This is a genomic window from Desulfurispora sp., assembly GCF_052744395.1.
Genome location: NZ_JBRAJI010000047.1, coordinates 1 through 18,213 on the forward strand (window position 1 = coordinate 1; position 18,213 = coordinate 18,213).

At 58.7% G+C, this 18,213-nt stretch carries 19 protein-coding genes, 5 tRNA genes, 1 pseudogene and 1 other annotated feature; of the genes and pseudogenes, 21 read left to right on the plus strand and 4 right to left on the minus strand.

Annotation, left to right across the window (positions count from 1 at the left end; translation table 11 throughout):
- Positions 1–92 precede the first annotated feature (92 nt).
- From ACUVTU_RS11265 to serS, 8 genes are all read left to right on the plus strand, one after another.
- Positions 93–1,319, plus strand: coding sequence for an ABC transporter permease (locus ACUVTU_RS11265; protein ID WP_445890064.1), 1,227 nt, complete (start codon positions 93–95; stop codon positions 1,317–1,319).
- Positions 1,320–1,422: 103 nt separating this feature from the next.
- Positions 1,423–2,307, plus strand: a complete 885-nt coding sequence (pdxS, locus tag ACUVTU_RS11270; protein ID WP_445890065.1) for a pyridoxal 5'-phosphate synthase lyase subunit PdxS — start codon at positions 1,423–1,425, stop codon at positions 2,305–2,307.
- Positions 2,307–2,891, plus strand: coding sequence for a pyridoxal 5'-phosphate synthase glutaminase subunit PdxT (pdxT, locus tag ACUVTU_RS11275; RefSeq protein ID WP_445890066.1), 585 nt, complete (start codon positions 2,307–2,309; stop codon positions 2,889–2,891). Before pdxS ends, pdxT begins: the two co-directional genes overlap by 1 nt.
- A 95-nt stretch (positions 2,892–2,986) precedes the next feature.
- Positions 2,987–3,223, plus strand: a binding site (T-box leader).
- Positions 3,224–3,434: 211 nt separating this feature from the next.
- Positions 3,435–4,577: a pyridoxal-phosphate-dependent aminotransferase family protein gene (locus ACUVTU_RS11280; protein ID WP_445890067.1), complete on the plus strand. Its 1,143-nt coding sequence runs from the start codon at positions 3,435–3,437 to the stop codon at positions 4,575–4,577.
- Between the two features lie 314 nt (positions 4,578–4,891).
- Positions 4,892–6,475 carry a phosphoglycerate dehydrogenase gene (serA, locus tag ACUVTU_RS11285; RefSeq protein WP_445890068.1) on the plus strand — a complete coding sequence of 528 codons (1,584 nt, stop codon included), beginning with the start codon at positions 4,892–4,894 and terminating at the stop codon, positions 6,473–6,475.
- 116 nt (positions 6,476–6,591) lie between these two features.
- The gene (locus ACUVTU_RS11290; RefSeq protein WP_445890069.1) at positions 6,592–6,885 is read left to right on the plus strand and encodes a hypothetical protein; all 294 of its coding nucleotides are present in this window, start codon (positions 6,592–6,594) and stop codon (positions 6,883–6,885) included.
- Positions 6,869–7,066, plus strand: coding sequence for a DUF2283 domain-containing protein (locus ACUVTU_RS11295; protein ID WP_445890070.1), 198 nt, complete (start codon positions 6,869–6,871; stop codon positions 7,064–7,066). Before ACUVTU_RS11290 ends, ACUVTU_RS11295 begins: the two co-directional genes overlap by 17 nt.
- Before the next feature lie 39 nt (positions 7,067–7,105).
- Positions 7,106–8,386 (plus strand): serine--tRNA ligase, encoded by a 1,281-nt coding sequence (gene serS / locus ACUVTU_RS11300; RefSeq protein ID WP_445890071.1) that lies wholly within the window; start codon positions 7,106–7,108, stop codon positions 8,384–8,386.
- A gap of 152 nt (positions 8,387–8,538) precedes the next feature.
- Here the strand turns inward: serS and ACUVTU_RS11305 are convergent, their stop codons facing one another.
- The 4 genes from ACUVTU_RS11305 to ACUVTU_RS11320 are packed head-to-tail and all read right to left on the minus strand — an operon-like array spanning position 8,539 to position 10,028.
- Positions 8,539–9,177: a nucleotidyl transferase AbiEii/AbiGii toxin family protein gene (locus tag ACUVTU_RS11305; protein WP_445890072.1), complete on the minus strand. Its 639-nt coding sequence runs from the start codon at positions 9,175–9,177 to the stop codon at positions 8,539–8,541.
- Complete coding sequence (locus tag ACUVTU_RS11310) at positions 9,174–9,461, minus strand: hypothetical protein (RefSeq protein ID WP_445890073.1); 288 nt, start codon at positions 9,459–9,461, stop codon at positions 9,174–9,176. The genes ACUVTU_RS11305 and ACUVTU_RS11310 overlap by 4 nt, the downstream gene beginning before the upstream one ends.
- The gene (locus ACUVTU_RS11315) at positions 9,439–9,777 is read right to left on the minus strand and encodes a nucleotidyltransferase domain-containing protein (protein ID WP_445890074.1); all 339 of its coding nucleotides are present in this window, start codon (positions 9,775–9,777) and stop codon (positions 9,439–9,441) included. The genes ACUVTU_RS11310 and ACUVTU_RS11315 overlap by 23 nt, the downstream gene beginning before the upstream one ends.
- On the minus strand, positions 9,750–10,028 hold the full coding sequence (locus ACUVTU_RS11320) for a HEPN domain-containing protein (protein WP_445890075.1): 279 nt from the start codon (positions 10,026–10,028) through the stop codon (positions 9,750–9,752). The genes ACUVTU_RS11315 and ACUVTU_RS11320 overlap by 28 nt, the downstream gene beginning before the upstream one ends.
- A gap of 236 nt (positions 10,029–10,264) precedes the next feature.
- Here ACUVTU_RS11320 and ACUVTU_RS11325 point away from each other — a divergent pair.
- The 13 genes and pseudogenes from ACUVTU_RS11325 to ACUVTU_RS11385 all read left to right on the plus strand — a co-directional run.
- Positions 10,265–10,354 (plus strand) — tRNA-Ser (locus tag ACUVTU_RS11325).
- A gap of 13 nt (positions 10,355–10,367) precedes the next feature.
- Positions 10,368–10,462 (plus strand) — tRNA-Ser (locus ACUVTU_RS11330).
- 199 nt (positions 10,463–10,661) lie between these two features.
- Positions 10,662–11,528, plus strand: coding sequence for a response regulator transcription factor (locus ACUVTU_RS11335; RefSeq protein WP_445890076.1), 867 nt, complete (start codon positions 10,662–10,664; stop codon positions 11,526–11,528).
- 89 nt (positions 11,529–11,617) lie between these two features.
- On the plus strand, positions 11,618–13,183 hold the full coding sequence (locus tag ACUVTU_RS11340; RefSeq protein ID WP_445890077.1) for a sensor histidine kinase: 1,566 nt from the start codon (positions 11,618–11,620) through the stop codon (positions 13,181–13,183).
- Between the two features lie 222 nt (positions 13,184–13,405).
- Positions 13,406–13,834 (plus strand): hypothetical protein, encoded by a 429-nt coding sequence (locus tag ACUVTU_RS11345; RefSeq protein ID WP_445890078.1) that lies wholly within the window; start codon positions 13,406–13,408, stop codon positions 13,832–13,834.
- Positions 13,835–13,924: 90 nt separating this feature from the next.
- Positions 13,925–14,488 carry a hypothetical protein gene (locus ACUVTU_RS11350; protein WP_445890079.1) on the plus strand — a complete coding sequence of 188 codons (564 nt, stop codon included), beginning with the start codon at positions 13,925–13,927 and terminating at the stop codon, positions 14,486–14,488.
- A gap of 251 nt (positions 14,489–14,739) precedes the next feature.
- Positions 14,740–14,816: transfer RNA gene (locus ACUVTU_RS11355), tRNA-Arg, on the plus strand.
- Between the two features lie 37 nt (positions 14,817–14,853).
- Positions 14,854–14,930 (plus strand) — tRNA-Arg (locus ACUVTU_RS11360).
- Positions 14,931–15,135: 205 nt separating this feature from the next.
- Complete coding sequence (tadA, locus tag ACUVTU_RS11365; RefSeq protein WP_445890082.1) at positions 15,136–15,621, plus strand: tRNA adenosine(34) deaminase TadA; 486 nt, start codon at positions 15,136–15,138, stop codon at positions 15,619–15,621.
- Between the two features lie 11 nt (positions 15,622–15,632).
- Positions 15,633–15,728, plus strand: a tRNA-Ser gene (locus ACUVTU_RS11370).
- A gap of 272 nt (positions 15,729–16,000) precedes the next feature.
- Positions 16,001–16,372, plus strand: coding sequence for a S8 family serine peptidase (locus ACUVTU_RS11375; protein ID WP_445890080.1), 372 nt, complete (start codon positions 16,001–16,003; stop codon positions 16,370–16,372).
- A 70-nt stretch (positions 16,373–16,442) separates the two neighbouring features.
- Positions 16,443–17,777 carry an IS110 family transposase gene (locus ACUVTU_RS11380; protein WP_445890081.1) on the plus strand — a complete coding sequence of 445 codons (1,335 nt, stop codon included), beginning with the start codon at positions 16,443–16,445 and terminating at the stop codon, positions 17,775–17,777.
- Between the two features lie 59 nt (positions 17,778–17,836).
- Positions 17,837–18,213 (plus strand): annotated as a pseudogene (locus ACUVTU_RS11385) (IS21 family transposase); the annotation flags it as partial.

An 18,213-nucleotide genomic window follows, 5' to 3' on the forward strand; every position in this document is an offset into this window, starting at 1 on the left:
GTCCGCGGCCGGAGGCGGCAGCCGCGATGGCGGGGCACCGCCCCCGGGCATGTTCATGCGCGCCCTGGGCGGCCGGTAGGGGGGCGGTAAATTTGGCCGTAAAACAACACGTACTGGCGCAGTTTGCCCTGCAGGCGCTCCGGGCCAACAAACTGCGCTCCTTTCTCACCGTGCTGGGCATTATCATCGGCGTGGCCGCCGTGATCATCATGCTGGCCATTGGTCGGGGCGCCCAGCAGCGGGTGCTGGCCCAAATAAGCAGCCTGGGCTCCAACCTGCTGATGGTCTTTCCCGGCGCGGCCGGCCAGTTTGTGCGCGGCAGCGGCGGCATGGTGAACACCCTCACCCTGGGCGACGCCCGGGCCATCGAGCAGCTGCCCGGCGTGGCCCGGGTGGCGCCCCTGGTGCGCAGCAATGTGCTGGTCACCTACCAGAACAAGACCTGGACCACCGGTGTGCAGGGTACCACTCCGGAGATGGTGGACATTTCCTCCCTGCAACTGGCCGCGGGGCGCTTTTTCAGCGAGGCCGAGGTGAAAAGCCTGGCCCCCGTGGCCGTGCTGGGACAGACCGTGTACCAAAACCTGTTCCCTTACGGCGGGGAAGCGGTGGGCAGCCGCATCCGCCTGCGGGGCGAAACCTTCCGGGTGGTGGGCGTGCTGCAGTCCCTGGGTGCCTCCAGCGGCGGCCAGGACCGGGACGACGTGGTCTATGTGCCGGTGACCACGGCCCAGATTCGCCTTTTGGGCCTGGCCGACCAGTCGGTGCAGCTGGTGCAGGTGCAGGTGGCCGAAAAAGACCAGATGACCGCCGTGCAGGAAGACATCACTTCCCTGCTGCGCAAGCGGCACCGCCTGGGTCCCCGGCAGGCCAGCGACTTCAACATCCGCAACATTGCCCAGGTACAGAGCACGGCCGAGAGCGTCACCGGCATGCTCACCCTTTTCCTGGCCAGTGTGGCGGCCATCTCTCTGCTGGTGGGCGGCATTGGCGTAATGAACATCATGCTGGTCTCGGTCACCGAGCGCACCCGGGAGATCGGCGTGCGCATGGCTGTGGGGGCCTCCCGGCGGGACATCCTGCACCAGTTTTTGCTGGAAGCGGTGCTCCTTTCGCTGGCCGGCTGCTTTTTCGGCATCCTGGTCGGTTTTGCTGGCGCCAGAATCTTCGCCGCCCTGGCCGGCTGGGCGGCGCCGGTTTCCCTCTTTTCCGTGCTGCTGGCGGTGGGCTTTTCCCTGGCCATCGGCATCTTTTTCGGCTACTATCCGGCCCGCCGGGCGGCGGGCCTAAATCCCGCCGAGGCGCTGGGGTACGAGTGACCCCGGACCTTGTTTTTGGGGGAAAAATAATGTAAACTTACTTGTTAGTGATAATCTTTCCCCCGCGCCGAAAAAGCGCCAGCGGTGAAATGGAGGTTTTATCTTGACCGAAAAAGGAACCTGGACCGTGAAAAAAGGCCTGGCCGAAATGCTTAAAGGCGGCGTGATCATGGACGTAACCACGCCCGAACAGGCCAAAATCGCCGAAGCAGCCGGCGCCTGCGCGGTCATGGCTTTGGAAAGAGTGCCGGCCGACATCCGGGCGGCCGGGGGCGTGGCCCGCATGGCCGACCCCACCGTCATCCTGTCCATCATGGAGGCCGTGACCATCCCCGTCATGGCCAAGGTGCGCATTGGCCATTTTGTGGAAGCCCAGATCCTGGAACAGCTGGGCGTAGACTATATCGACGAAAGCGAAGTGCTCACCCCGGCCGACGAGCAGCACCACATCGACAAGCACGCCTTTAAAGTGCCCTTTGTCTGCGGCGCCCGCAACCTGGGCGAAGCCCTGCGGCGCATTGCCGAAGGGGCGGCCATGATCCGCACCAAGGGCGAGCCGGGCACGGGCAACGTGGTGGAAGCCGTGCGCCACATGCGCATGGTCATGAGCGAAATCCGCCGCCTGCAGAACATGCCCCGGGAAGAACTGATGGCCGCAGCCAAAGAAATGGGCGCGCCCTACGACCTGGTGCTCTATGTGGCCGAGCACGGCCGCTTGCCCGTGGTCAACTTCGCCGCCGGCGGTATTGCTACCCCGGCCGACGCTGCCCTGATGATGCAGCTGGGCTGCGACGGCATCTTTGTGGGTTCGGGCATCTTCAAATCCAAAGACCCGGCTGCCCGGGCCAAAGCCATTGTGGCCGCCACCACCCACTATAACGACCCCAAGATACTGGCCGAGGTATCCAAAGGCCTGGGCGAGGCCATGCCCGGCATGGAGATGGCCAGCATTGCCCCCGAAAGCCGGATGCAGGAGCGGGGCTGGTAATGGAACGGGCGGGAAAACTGCTGGTGGGCGTCCTGGCCCTGCAGGGCGCCTTCCGGGAACACGAACACATGCTGCAGCAGTGCGGGGCGGCCACCCGCCAGGTGCGCCTGCCCCACCAGCTGGACGGCCTGGACGCCCTGGTCATTCCCGGCGGGGAAAGCACCACCATGGGCAAGCTGATGCTGGAATATGGCCTTTTCGACCCTCTGCGCTCCTTCATCCAGAGCGGCCGGCCGGTTTTGGGCACCTGCGCCGGCCTGATCATGCTGGCCAGAGAGATTGTGGGCTCGGATCAGCCCCGCCTGGGCCTGATGGACATTGCCGTGGAGCGCAACGCCTTCGGCCGCCAGGTGGAGAGCTTTGAAACCAATTTGGCTGTGCCCGCCCTGGGACCGGAGCCCCTGCGCGCCGTCTTCATCCGCGCCCCCTACATCGTCTCGGCCGGGCCGGACGTGCAGGTGCTGGCCACCTTCCAGGACAAAATGGTCTGCGCCCGCCAGGGCAACATGTTGGTGGCCGCCTTCCACCCCGAGCTCACTGAAGATACCCGGCTGCACCGTTATTTCCTGGATATGATGCGCTAATATAGTAAAATTCGGACAATTAAAACATTTATCGCCCGGCAAAATCCCTGTTGCCAAATGTAAAACCCTGTAGTATTATTTATTTTAAATTCAAAACAAACCCGATGCAGGGGTAGAGTAACCAGCAGGTGCCTTTCCCAGAGAGCCGGTGGGGGGTGCAAACCGGCAGGGCGGCTGGCGAAAGAGCTCCCCGAAGGGGGCTGGCTGAAAGCAGCAGTAGGCCGGCACGGTACCCACACCGTTACCAGGGCAGAGTGGACAGCGGGTAAAGGGTTATTTGCCCCTGTCAATAAGGGTGGCACCGCGGGAGAATTATGCCTCTCGTCCCTGTTGCAGCACGCAGCAGGGGCGGGGGCTTAAATTTTTTTCAGCTTCCCACAGGGCGCGCCGTTTGAGGCTGAAAACCACCTTTGCGCCGCTTGCTGTACCGTCCGGGGGTGCAGCAGGCGGGCAATCGTTTATGCTCGCTCCCTGCAGCGAGAACCTGCGCGCTGAAAAAAGCGAGGCAATAGTGGTAATTCTTGATTAATGGAGGTAAACCAAATGCTGCCAGACAAACACTACCTGATGATTCCCGGCCCCACGCCGGTTCCCCCGGCGGTCTTCGCCGCCATGTCCCGGCCCATCATCGGCCACCGCACCGAGGACTTTGCCGCCATCCACAAATCCATTGTGGAAAAGCTGCAGGCGGTCTTCCAGACCCAAAACGAGATTTTCGTACTCACCAGCTCGGGCACCGGGGCCATGGAAACCGCGGTGGCCAACACGGTCAGCCCGGGCGATAAAGTGCTGGCCCTGGTCACGGGCAACTTCGGCGAGCGCTTTGCCAAACTGGCCCGCATTTACGGCGGCGAAGTGGACGAAGTGAACTTCGGCTGGGGTAAAAATGTGGACATAAGCGTGGTGGCCGAAAAACTGGCCCAAAACCAGTACAAAGTGGTGCTGGCCACCCAGAATGAAACCTCCACCGGCGTGCTCAACGACATTGCCGCCATCGGGGCCCTGGTGGCCAAAACCCCCGCCCTGTTCATTGTGGACGGCATCAGCGGCGTGGGCGGCGCCGAAATCAAGGTGGATGAATGGGGCATCGACCTGTTGTGCACCGGTTCGCAAAAGGGCTTCATGCTGCCCCCGGGCCTGGCCATGATCAGTGTCAGTCCCAAGGCCTGGCCGGTGATTGAACAAAACACCTCGCCCCGTTTCTACTTCAGCCTGCCGGCGGCCAAAAAGAGCTACGAAAAGTGGAACACCGCCTACACCCCGGCCGTGACTCTGTTCATCGGCCTCAACGCCGCGCTGGAAATCATGCTGCAGGAAGGGCTGGACAACGTCTACGCGCGGCACCAGCGCCTGGCCCGGGCTACCCGCGCCGCGGTCAAAGCTCTGGGCTTAAAACTCCTGCCCGAGGAATCCTACGCCTCGCCCGTGCTTACCGCGGTCTGGGGACCCGAGGGCATTGAAGCCGACAAGCTGCGCTCTGTGGCCAAGAAAGAGTTTGGCGTCACCTTTGCCGGCGGCCAGGGCATCTTGAAGGGCCAGATCTTCCGCATCGCCCACATGGGTTACGCTGACAAGATGGATGTGCTAGTGGCCATCGGTGCCCTGGAAATGGCTCTGGCCCGCCTGGGCTACCCGGTGGAACTGGGTGCCGGCGTGCGCGCGGCGCAAAAGGTTCTTCTGGATTAAACATCATGCTTTGGGGGAGCGTGGCCGGTGTTTTCCTGAGCGAGCCCGTACGGAGCGCCGGATACAGCACCCGGCGAGGATGCGGTAGCGGGCCGGGAGGCGCGGACAGGACGTCCGCGCCAGCCCCGGTTGAGACAGGACGTCGAATCCGGGGCGGCCCGGCCCGCCCGCAGCCGAGCCGCCGGTGCTGTTCGGCGCGCAGATCGGGCGAGCGGGGAAAACAAGGCCATGCATACAGAAACAAAAATACGGGCGAGCGGGAAAAACACAGAGGACACTTTCAGAGTAAACCCTAAGGAGGAGGCATTCCGCTTATGTATAAAGTCCTGGTTATGGACAACGTTGCCGAAGAGGGCCTTTTGCCCCTGCGGCAGCACCCCGAAATAGAAGTGGTCATCGGCGGTAAAATGACTGAAGATGAACTGTGCGCCGCCATTGGCGAGTACGACGCCATGATTGTGCGCAGCGCCACCAAAGTCACCGCCCGCGTGGTGGAAAACGCCGCCCGCCTGAAAATCGTGGGCCGGGCTGGCGTGGGCGTGGACAACATCGACCTGGCCGCCTGCACCGCCAAAGGCATCCTGGTGGTCAACGCCCCGGACGGCAACACCATTGCCGCCACCGAGCACACCATTGCCATGATGCTGGCCCTGGCCCGCAACATCCCCCAGGCCGCCGGCAAAATGCGCGAAGGTATCTGGGACAAAAAAGCCTTCCTGGGCGTGGAACTGCGGGGCAAAACCCTGGGCATCCTGGGGCTGGGCCGCATCGGCTCGGCCGTGGCCAAGCGGGCCCAGGCCCTGGAAATGGAAGTAGTGGCCTACGACCCCTTCATCACCGAAGAAAAGGCCGCCTCGCTGGCCGTGCGCCTGCTGCCCCTGGAAGAAGTGCTGCAGCGGGCCGACTTTCTGACCATCCACATGCCCAAAACCAAAGAATCCTACCACCTGATCAATGACGACACCCTGGCCCTGATGAAGGACGGCGTGCGCATCATCAACTGTGCCCGGGGCGGCATCATAGACGAAGCAGCCCTCTACCGGGCCATGCAAAGCGGCAAGGTGGCCGGCGCCGCCCTGGACGTGTTTGAAAAAGAGCCCAACACCGAGAGCCCGCTGCTGGCCCTGCCCAATTTCATCGCCACGCCCCACCTGGGCGCCTCCACCTGCGAGGCCCAGCTCAACGTGGCCGTGGACGTGGCCGAGGAAATCGTGGCCGCACTCACCGGCGGGCTGGTGAAAAACACCGTGAACATTCCCTCCATCAGCCCCAAGGCCCTGGCCGCCGTGCGCCCCTACCTGGGCCTGGCCGAAAAAATGGGCCGCTTCCTGGCCCAGCTGGTGGAAGGCCGCCTGAAGAAGATCGAAGTAGTGTACAGCGGCGAGGTGGCCAAAAACGAAGTGGCCCCCATCACCACCGCCCTGGTCAAGGGCGTGCTCGACCCCATCCTGCAGGAAGTGGTCAACTTCGTCAACGCCTCCTTCCTGGCCAAAAACCGCGGCATCCAGGTCTTTCAGGCCTGCGACGGCGAGGGCGAGGGCTACAGCAGCCTGATCACCGTGCGCCTGTACACCGACAAAGGGGAAAAATCCCTGGCCGGCACCCTCACCGGGCAGAACGAAGAGCGCATTGTGATGATTGACGGCTACCGGGTGGATCTGGTGCCCGCGCGGCACATGCTCTACGTGCCGCACCAGGATAAGCCGCGCATCATCGGCCCCGTGGGCACCCTGATTGGCGAGCACAGCATCAACATCGCCGCCATGCAGGTGGGCCGCAAAGAAATCGGCGGCAAAGCCGTCATGCTGCTCTCGGTGGACTGCCCCGTGCCGCCCGAAACCTTGAAAGCCATTGCCGCTATCGACGGCGTGTTCAGTGTGAAAATGATCAACCTGTAAGAGCAAAGCCGCTCCGTTCCCGGCCCGCCGGGCGGGGCGGTTTGTGCTCTTGCCCGGCAGGCCGGGTCTAAAAAATATATCAATTTGGTTATGATGAAAAACAGGGAGTACCAGATATGGAAGTGGTTCATTCCAGGCACTTTAGCCTCCGCAAGGAATTACGGCACATTCCCGATGGTTTGGCCGAAATGATCCTTAACAATGCCGATAGCTATTACATAGACGTGATGACCGAATATCATATAGCAGTAAAACGCTTAGAATTTAACGGGGCAATAAGAGATATGGCTTTGACCTATAGCATATCTGAAGATAAAATAATATTAGTTACATTGCATCCTCTAAAAGAGGGGCAAAAAGAAAACAGGGTGCGGAGCGGCAGGTGGGTGAAAAATGAAGGTTTACTATGATGCCGATACCGATATTCTTTATATAGCCAAAAAAGGAAAACAGGCGGAAGTTGTGGAACTTTCCCCGGGCATCAATCTGGAACTGGATGAAAACGGTCAGCTGATCGGTATAGAAATGCTGCATGCTTCCAGATTGTTCAAGGATGTGATCAAGCCGCTGGAACAAAGGGCGGCATTATGACCATAAGGTAGATGAATACTATATTGGCGGTGATGGTAATTGCTGGACATTAAACTGGTCCGGGCTAACCCGGAAAAAGTAGAGCAGGCCCTCTTAAAGCGCGGTGCCCAGATCGGGCTGGAAGAATTTTTGCAGCTGGATGAGCAGCGACGGCAAAAGCTGGTGCTGGTGGAGCAGCTGAAAAACCGGCGCAACACGGTTTCCGAAGAAATCGGGCGCCTAAAACGGGCCGGCCAGGAACCGGTGGAAATGATGCAGGAGATGCGCCAGGTGGCCGCTCAAATTAAAGAGCTGGACGACGAACTGCGCGGCCTGGAGGAACAGCTGCAGGCCCTTTTGCTCACCATTCCCAACATTCCCCACGAGACCGTGCCCACGGGCAAAGACGAGCACGACAACCAGGAAGTGCGCCGCTGGGGGGAAGTGCCGCAGTTTAACTTTGCCCCCCGGCCCCACTGGGAGATTGGCGAACTGCTGGACATTCTGGACTTCGAGCGGGCCGGCAAGGTTACCGGCACGCGCTTTACCTTTTTAAAAGGCGCCGGGGCGGCCCTGGAACGGGCCGTGTTCAACTTCATGCTGGATGTACATACCCGCCAGCACGGCTATACCGAAATATTCCCGCCCTTTATTGTCAACGCCGCCAGCATGACGGGCACCGGCCAGCTGCCCAAGTTTGCCGGCGACATGTTCAAGCTGGAGGGGCTGGACTACTATCTCATACCCACGGCCGAAGTGCCGGTGACCAACCTGTATGCGGGCGAGATCCTGGAAGCTGCCCGCCTGCCCATCTACCATTGCGCCTACAGCGCCTGTTTTAGGGCCGAAGCCGGGGCGGCCGGGCGGGACACCCGGGGCCTGATTCGCCAGCACCAGTTCAACAAGGTGGAGCTGGTCAAATTCACCCGCCCCGAGGACTCCTACGAGGAACTGGAGCTCTTAACCCGCAACGCCGAGCGCATCCTGCAGCTTTTGGAGCTGCCCTACCGGGTGGTGCTGCTGTGCACGGGCGACATGGGCTTTGCTTCGGCCAAAACCTACGACATCGAGGTGTGGCTGCCCTCCTACCAGACTTACCGGGAGATTTCCTCCTGCAGCAACTTCGAGGACTTCCAGGCCCGCCGGGCCAACATCCGCTTCAAAGAAGGCAAACAAAAGCCCCGCTTTGTGCACACCTTGAACGGCTCGGGCCTGGCCGTGGGCCGCACCGTAGCCGCTATCCTGGAAAACTACCAGCAGGAGGACGGCAGTGTGCGCGTGCCCCGGGTGCTGCAGCCCTACCTGGGCGGGCTGACCGAAATCCGGCCGGCCGGCAAGTAGCCTGCTGCCGGGCCGGTGCGGGATGTAGCGAGATATTATGGTCAAATAGCATAAAAACCCGGGCTGACATAAAAAGCCCGGGCCATTATTATATTATTTAGGTATTATTCAGGAACAAATTGCGCGCCAAATACCTTTATCGACACCCGGATTCACCGGGAGGTTCCGGACAGCCTGTGGACATCATCCAAAAATGCCGTAAACAGAGCAGGGGACTTTTCCAGCAACTCTTTTTGAGTGATCAGCAGGGCCTGTGCTTCCCGGTAATAAATCTGCTGCAATTTGGTCCAGCGGCGCTGTAAAATATCCAGCCTGGGCAGAAGCAAGCGGGCCTGGCTCAATAATTCGCCTTTTCTTTCCTGATAGACCGCGGCAGTATCAATAATATCCCTGGCTTTTAAAGTTTCCGTGCGAAAAAAAAGTTTTTTCAGCACGATCTCCGCCGGGGTCTCAATGTTGACTGGTTCATCCTGCAGCTCGATGCGGAAATACGGTGGGCTGGTCAGGTAAGGGGCAACAATAAAATCTATTTCCCCTGCATTTAACTTGAGCTTGAGAAAACTGGCCGCTTCGATGTAATCGCTGCTTATACCGGCCGTGGTGGGATTCAGGCGGGGTGTGAGCAGGGTGAGATACTGGGCGTCAGTAAAGAAAATATCGATATCCCGGCTCTCCCGGTGTTGCAGAAAAAGGGATAGGGCCGTGCCACCACCAAAGGACCATTCCGTAGCTGGAATGCCCGCCTGCTCCAGTATGGTACGGGCAGTTTTCAGTAGATCCAGCCAGGTCACAGGAGCATCTCCTCCAGTTCCGGGCGGGGGTAAAATTCTTTAATATACGCAAGATAATAGCGGCGCATCTGGGTATCGGAAATCCCGTGCCGGTGCAGAAAGCGCTCCATGTCGGCCAGCGGCACATCGGCAAACAAATTGTGCAGCTGGGCGGCAAAACGGGGCGGGTAGGCCATCTGACGAATCAGGGCGGCCAGTTCGGCTTCGCTTAGCCAGGCCGTTGTTTGGGCATTGATGGTGGTTTCTATGGAAGGGACGCTTTCAGTTTTCCACTGGCTTTTCATACAGGATAATCCCCTTGCGGATAATCTCATCGTACAAGAAATGGCCTTTTTGAGCCCGGGCATATTGCTCTATAGCATAGGGGCGGGGAGATAGGTCAAAGTCAATTTGCTCGGCTAATTTCTTTAATTGCAGCGTTTCTTCAACTCTATCTCTACCAAATTGAGGCCCGATTAACGCCAGGTCAATGTCACTATCCAGATCATAGGTTCCATTGGCGTATGAGCCAAATAAAATGGCTTTGTGAACCTCAATGTTATTTTGTTGTAAAATGTTCAGGTAACGTTCAATTATTGCCGCAATATTTCTTTCAGCCATTTCATCATCACCCCGGTTTTTTCTATTATATTCCAGGTAAGTTGCTTGTTGCATTTTTTCATCAATGTGGAATATTCTTCTGTGTATCTGCTTTCCAGGTAATAGGTTGTAAGCTGGCGAAGGAAATCCCTGTCGGCTTCGTCAATCAGTTCTAAAAGGCCAATTTTTCTAGCCAAAGCTATAAGATCGTGTTTGCGTGGTGGTGTCTCACCAACTTGCTCAAAGTAAAGTGCTTTCAGTATTTTTTCCAACGCTTGCTGGCAGAGAAAAATTGCCCAGAGGTAGTATTTACCTTTATAATTGTACAAGTATAATTGTACAAGGCGGCTTTATAATCTTCTTCTGCGATTTTTAGCCAGCTTAACGTTTGCTCACGCACAATGGCACCGCCTTTTAGGTTATCTTATACACATTTTAACATTCGGAATGATTGTTGACAACCGGCCGGCAGGTTTGTTATAATTCTATGTGCCGCCGGAAAAACCACGGAGGGGTGTCCGAGCGGTTTAAGGAGGCGGTCTTGAAAACCGTTGAGCCCTTGCGGGTTCCGTGGGTTCGAATCCCACTCCCTCCGCCAGAAAAATATTTACGGAGAGCTGGCCGAGTAGGTCGAAGGCGCTCGCCTGCTAAGCGAGTAGACGGTTCTAAAGCTGTCTCGAGGGTTCGAATCCCTCGCTCTCCGCCAAATGAAAGGCACCTGCCGCAAAAAACGGCAGGTGCTTTTCATTTTTATTGCCGCGGTCCGGTTGATCCGGCCGGTGGTTTTTGCAAATATATTCCCGGCCTGTAAAAATCAAGGCGGATAAGTTATAATATTAGAACACGCTATTAGAACACGCTGGACAGTAATGTGCATAACACCGCTTGCGATACGGGGGTAAACCATGTCTGCCAGGATACTGATTGTGGAAGACGACCCCAATATTGCCGAACTGATTGGCATATATCTAAAAGCCGAGGGCTATGAGACCCACACCGCTGCCGACGGCCTTAAAGCGCTGGAAATGTACCGCCGGCTGGGCCCCGATCTGCTCATTTTGGACCTGAACCTGCCCGATCTGGACGGCCGGGAAGTATGCCGGCGCATCCGCGCTGCCGGGGGCGGGCTGCCCATCATCATGCTCACCGCCCGGGATAGCCGTGAGGACAAGATTGCCGGTCTGGACGACGGGGCCGACGACTATGTGGTCAAGCCCTTTGACCCGCTGGAACTTACCGCCCGGGTGCGGGCCCATTTGCGGCGGGCGGGTGCGCCGGCCGGGGCGGCCGGGGCAGCCGGTACCGGCCCGGCGGTAGTGCCGAACCGGTCCGGCCGGTGTGCCGGGGCGGAAAAACCGCTTGCTGCGCATACGCCTGCCATTCCGCCGGATAGAGAAAGTGGGAGTGCAGCTGTCACTCCCAAGCCGAACGGCGATACCCTGGCAAACTTCTTGCCTGCCTTCAATACCCAGGCCGTGGCCAGCGCCGGCGACCTGGTGGTGGACATAACCACCTTCACCGCCACCTGCCGGGGTTGTCCTCTGGAACTCACCCGCCGGGAACTGCAGCTTTTACACTACCTCATCTCCCACCCGGAGCAGGTTTTCAGCCGCGACCAGCTGCTGGACGCGGTCTGGGGCTACGACTACGCTGGGGAAACCCGCACCGTGGACATGCACATCCGCCGCCTGCGGGAAAAGCTGGCCCCGCACGGTGCCGACAAATTCATCAAAACCGTGTACGGGGTGGGGTACAAGTTTTCCCGGCGCTAGTCTTTATACCGTGTGTCCCGGGTGCCACCAGGGATTACCCGGGCTAAAGGGGGGCGAAAGCGCTGCGCCGCACCGTTTTTCAGCGCCTTTTGATTACATACTCCGCCGTCATCCTGCTGGTCATTGTGGTGCTGGCCCTGCTCTTCACCCGCTGGGCCGAAAGCTACGTCTACCGGCAAAAGCAAGAACAGCTTCTGGCCGCCGGTCAAGCGCTCCAGCCCGTGGCCGGCCTTTACCTGACCGGCCAATTGGACCAGGCCGGTCTGGAGAGCCACTTCAACACTGCTGCCCGGACGGCCGGGGCGCGGGTCTACCTGCTGAGCGAGCGCCGCGGGCGCGCCCTGTTGCCCGGTTGGTCCCCGGCCGCCGGCCCAAATGCGGCCGGGGCAAAGACCGGTGCGCAGGCAAAGCCATCCGGCGGACCAGGCAGTAATGCCGTCTTTGGGCAGGCCATCGCTTCCATCTGGCAGGGGCAAACCGTTTTAAGCCGCAAAATCACCCTGCCCGCCCTGCAGAGCGAAGTGGTGCTGGTAGGCCTGCCCGTGAGCAGCGCCGGTACTGTAAAGGGAGTGCTCCTGCTGGCCTCGCCCCTCTCCGAAATGCAGCAGCTGTTGCGCCAGATTTACCTGCGCATCTGGCTGGCTGCTTTGCTGGCCCTGCTGCCTGCCCTGGCCCTGGTCTACCTGGTGGCCCGGCGCCTGGTGGCGCCGCTCAAAGAACTGCAACGGGCGGCTCTGCGCCTGGCTGCGGGGGAGTCCCCTCCTGATTTGCCTCCGGGAGAAAGCAGTGAACTGGCCGATCTGGCCGCCGCCTTCAATTACATGAAAAACCGCCTGCACCGGCTGGAAAAACAGCGCAACGAAATGATTGCCGCCATCTCCCATGAACTGCGCACCCCTCTCACCAGCCTGCGCGGGTTTCTCCAGGCCATGAGCGACGGAGTGATTGACCGGGAGCAGTATCCCCGCTATCTGCAGCTGGCCCACAGCGAAACCATGCGCCTGATCCACCTGGTGCAGGACCTGATGGATCTGGCCCGCCTGCAGAGCGGCAACTTCACCCTGCAGCCCGCCCCCTGCCCGGTGAGCCAGCTGCTGGAAGAAACGGTGGCCGCCATGCAGCTGGCGGCGCAGGAAAAGCAAGTTGACCTGCAGCTTACGCCTCTGCCGCGGGAGATCGCCATTACCTGCGACCGGGAACGCCTCAAGCAGGTGCTGCTCAACCTGCTGCACAACGCCATCAAATTCACCCCGCCCGGCGGATGGGTGGCCGTGCAGGCGGGCTGGCAGCCGCCGCCCGGCAGCGGCGGGGCGCCGGAATTTTCAGCCTGCAGTGGTAGCGCTCTGGCCCACCCGGCTTCTGCAAATAACACCGGGCCAAAAGTTGCTCCACCTGGCCCCGGGCTGGTGATTAGCGTGTGCGACCAGGGGCCGGGCATCCCGGCGGAAGACCTGCCCTTTGTCTTTGAAAAATTCTACCGTGCTGAGAAAACTGCCCGCCTGGCCGGCGGCAGCGGCCTGGGCCTGGCTATAGCCAAAAACCTGGTGGAACTGCACGGCGGATGCATAGCCATCGACAGCCAGCCCGGCCGGGGCACCGCCGTGACCGTATGGCTGCCGGCTGCTGAGACAGCGCAGCCATGCGAGCCCGAGTAAGGTTGGCCCGGGGAGAAGCTTTCCCCGGGGGCAGAGCACACGTTACAATGAGTTTACATTCATGTCATACTCTTGTTATACCCCGCCTCCATAATTAAACTCACCAAAAACCCCGGTGCTGTAGGCCGGACATCCCACGCTGGCGGTGGGTGAGCACGGATGCCGGGTGCCGGAAGGAGCGGGGGTGAGCGAAAGGGAAATAAACAAGTGCGAGGTGGTTGAATGAACTGGCGGAGAAAAATTTTCATCGCTCTGGTGCTGGGCATGCTGGTGCCGGGGTTGCTGACCGGTTGTGGAGGCAACAAGGCTGCCCCAGTCCCATCCGGCACGACCGGGCCAGCGCAGACAACCGACGCTGTGGCACCACAGCAGGGCATGCCGGGTGAACAACCAGCCACTACCGGACAGCCGCCCGCCAGCGCCCCGGACGCCACTTCACCCACCGGAGTGCCGCAGAACGGCGCGGGTGCTACTACGCCCAGCAGTCCCGGAGCGGCAGGACAGTCTACCGGCGGGCTGGTTAAATCCAGCAGCAAACTGAGCGACCCGCAGGCCGAAGCAGCCCTGGAGCAACTGGACAGCCAGCTGGAGCAGCTGGAGAGCGCACTGGATCAAATGGATGATGTGCTGGATGAGGATACTGCGTTTTAAGAAGATCCTCATAGAAGATGGCCGGATTCGGTCTGGCTGACGAGCCGGGCCAACCGTACTCCAGCCGATTTATGAAAGGAGTGGATGGAGATGCTGCGCCAAAAATTTCTCACCCTTACCACCGTTTTGAGCATAGCCGCCCTTTTGTCCACTGGCGGTCCGGTCCTGGCCGCAGGAAATGCCGCTTCGGCTGGCGGGCAGAGTGTACAGGTGCGTGTGGAAAACAAACTGACACCCGAAGAAAAAGCCCAGAAAGCGAAGTGGCAAAACGCCCGGGAACAGATAAAACCCAAAGCCGGGCAGATCAAGGCTAACCACCAGCAGATAGTGCAGTTGCGCAATCAGATCAAGCAGGAAATCCAGAACCTGCGCCAGCAGATTAAAGCGCTGCGCCAGAGCGGCCAGATTGACCAGCAAAAACTGGAACAAATTAAGCAGCAGGTGCAGATAATACACCAGGAGATGCAGCAGGTGTGGTCCACCTACGGCCAGATTAAGAACCAGCGGCCCGACCTCAAGCAGGCCCGCCAGGCCCGCGATCTGGACAAATTCCTGGCCGAGCTGGATCAAATAGCGGGCATTCAGCAAAACCGCATCGACCTTTTGCAAAAAGTGCTGGCCGACATCAAAGCGCTTCAGGATACTCTGAAATAAGCCGCTGCAGCTGAAGTTGCGGGTGATGACAGACCAACCGGTCGGGCTGTGCCGCCCGGACAACACAGCCCTAACCTTGCCCATGGTCCTCACAACATCCGGGCGGCAGCACTGCCGGACATAAATATGGCCGCCGGCGGCCCGGCAGCCGCCGGCACAATTTGCCTGTACGGCAGCCCAATTTGCCTGTTGACTTTACCCTGTACTTTTGCTACAATTACATTTGCCGGTGCAAAACCGCGCCGAAAAATGTGCCTGTAGCTCAACTGGATAGAGCGTCTGACTACGGATCAGAAGGTTAGGGGTTCGAGTCCCTTCAGGCACGCCACCGCCCGGAGCGCAAAGCTCCGGGCATTAAATTACAAGCGCCCGTAGCTCAGGTGGACAGAGCAGCGGTTTCCTAAACCGCGTGCCGGGGGTTCGAGTCCCTCCGGGCGCACCAGCTGGTTTTTTATACAAAGCCGGGCGCCTGCCTGCAGCGGATAGCTGGCAGAGGCTCGGTGTGCCGGTTACCGGCATAAAGTGCAGGTGGCTTATTCATACCAGATATGGATAAAGAACCACGGCCCGTGGTTGCTGGCCAGCCTTTGCCCAACCATTTAGCGGGCGAGTTGGAGCCAGCCGGACAACAGCAAATTGCCGCTGGCCTGTTGGCGGCAAATCACGCCTACTGGATGCGCTGCGCCCTGCAGGAGGCCGCCCTGGCCGCCGGCAAGGGCGAAGTGCCCATCGGTGCCGTAGTGGTGAAGAATGGTACCATCATCGGTCGGGGGCACAATCTCCGGGAAACCCTCAAAGATGCCAGCGCCCATGCCGAAATCCTGGCCCTGCGCCAGGCCGCGCAAACCGTAGGCGACTGGCGGCTAAACGGCGCCACCATCTACAGCACCATCGAACCCTGCCCCATGTGCGCCGGAGCGCTGGTGCAGTTCCGGGTGGACTGCCTGGTCTACGGTGCTCGGGACCCCAAAGCCGGGGCGGTGGACTCGCTGTACAACATTGTGCGCGACAGCCGCTTAAACCACCGCCTGCAGGTGGTGGAAGGCGTGCTGGCTGAAGAGTGTGCCGCCATTATCCGGGAGTTTTTCCGCACCCGCCGGGCCGAGAAAAAAGCGGCGCGGCAAACAAAATAAAGCTGCTCTACGGAGAGATGGCCGAGTCCGGTTGAAGGCGCTCGACTCGAAATCGAGTAGGCGGGCCAAAACCTGCCTCGTGGGTTCGAATCCCACTCTCTCCGCCAGGTACTTAAGGGGGTTATCGCTTGCAAGGGCGGTAACCCCTTTGGTTTTCCGTCTCTTCCCGCCCCCTTGTTCGGGGCGGGTTTTTGTATACACAGACATTTTTATTTGCCGGCAGGAATTGCCGCCGCTATGTCGAAAAATTAAGCCACTATGGCAAACCATGACAGCAGAGGTAAATGTTGTGAAAAAAGGGGGGTTTTCCAAAGAGGGCCAATTGTCGGAAAAAGGTTGTTGAACAACAAGTCTACAAGGCAGGTGTAAAGTAAACATTATGCAGAGAAGTAAGAAGATGCTGCGCTGGCTGGGCAGCCTGCTGGTCCTGGCGCTCATCCTGGGCCTGGCCGCTGCCGCCGGTGCTGCTCCCGCCAAAAGCAGCCGGTATAAGCCCGGCGATGTCCTGCCAGGGCAAATTATTGTTAAATATAAGCCTGGCCAGGAAAGTGGGGGCAAGGCTCTGGCCCAGTCCCTGGGTCTTGCGGAAGTGAAAAAATCGGTTACGGGAGCGCGCCTGATGCAACTGCGGGCCGGGGCTTCCACTGCCGATGTGTTAAAGCGCCTGCAGGCCGACCCCCGGGTGGCCTGGGCCGAACCCAACTACATTTATTTTGCCAGCATTCCTGTAATAAAGAATAACGGGAATTGAGGAAAAGAAAAAATCCTGGTATGGTTTTAGTTGGAAAGACTAAAACCACCAATACCAGGAGGGAGCCGACTTGAACAACACCTTAAGCCAGAAACTGGCCATGGTCACACCCGAAACGCTAATTGTGGGAGTGGACGTGGCCAAGCACACCCACTACGCACAACCAGTTAACTTCCGGGGGGAGGCGTTGCAAAAGCCGTTCCCATTCCAGAATACCACATCCGGCATTGGTAATCTAGTCCATCAAATCAAAATGAACCAGCTAAAGCATGGCCTTTCCCGTGTACTGGTGGCCATGGAACCCACCGGCCATTACTGGCTTCCTCTAGCCTGTGCCTTGTTAGAGCAGGGGATCACGGTGGTCATGATCAACCCGCACCATGTCAAAAAGGCCAAGGAACTGGACGACAACTCACCCACCAAGCGAGACGACAAAGATGCCGGAGTAATCGCCCGCCTGGCCAGGGACGGACGCTTTCACCTGCCGCATATACCAACCGGAGTAATGGCCGACATTCGCAATCTGGTCAACTTCCGGGAACAGCTAAGCAAAGAACTACAACAGAGCAAAGCGGAACTGGACACCATACTGGACCGGTATTTTCCGGAGTTTAAGGACGTTTTCAAATCCGTAGAAGGCAAAGCGGTGATAGCTGCTTTGGAAAACTTCCCCTTCCCCGCCGACCTTTTGCAGCGGACAGTAGAAGAAATAGCCCTGGTTTTAAGCCAGGCCAGCAGCAAGAGAGTGGGAATTAAACATGCCACCCTGCTGGTAGAAAACGCTCGGAGCAGCGTAGGCATTAAGCACGGCATAGAGGGAGCCCGGCTGGCCCTCAAGTACCGGTTACGCCGCATAAAAGAACTCCTTGGCGAATGCGAGTTGGTAGAAGCCCGCCTGGCACAATTTCTAAAGGAAATCCCCCATGCCAGCTACCTGCTGACCATACCCGGCATGAGTACCGTGCAGGTAGCAACCATCATCTCTGAAGTCGGTAACCTGGACAACTACAGTAGTGCCCGGCAGATAATCAAACTGGCCGGCCTGAACCTGGTGGAAAACAGCTCGGGTAATCACAAAGGACAAACCCGGATCAGCAAACGAGGCAGAGCAAAGCTGCGCTGCACACTCTTCCGGGTAGCCCTGGTACTGGTGGCCAGAACACCGGAGTTTTCCCTGCTCCACCAATACTACACCACCAGGTCCCATAACCCGCTGAAAGGCAAACAATCACTGGTAGCCATTTGTTGCAAACTTTTGCGCATCATCTTTGCCCTGGGACGCAAGAAAATGACCTATGACAGTGGTATGGTTATCCCCTTAAGTCACCCGGCAATGCTTGTATTTGCTACAATAAAAATTGACCACCTGAGACCAAAACGCTGGAGAAAAAGTTGTCCACCTTGACCATCAAACCTGCTATGCTGGAAGTTGCCAAACCAACAGCAAAGGCAGGAGAAAGAGAGATGATCAAAGTGGACACATATAAGTATATCAAAGAACAGCACATCAGGGAAAGGAAATCTATCCGCCAGATATCCCGCGAAACCGGCCTGGCCCGGCAAACAATCCGCAAAATCCTGTATGGCTCGGTGGAAGAAGTCACAAAATACAAGCGCAAAATTGAGCCCCCTGCTCCTTTACGCAATCAGTACAGAGCAATAATCCAGCAGTGGCTGCTCGACGACCAAAAAAGACCCCTCAAACAGCGGCACAATAGCCAGCGCATCTTTGAACGCCTGCAGCTGGAATATGACTTTCCCGGCGGAGCATCAACCGTACGGGGCTGGGTGCGGGAGATTAAAAAGGAACTGAACCTGGAGCGCATTGAAGCATACTTGCC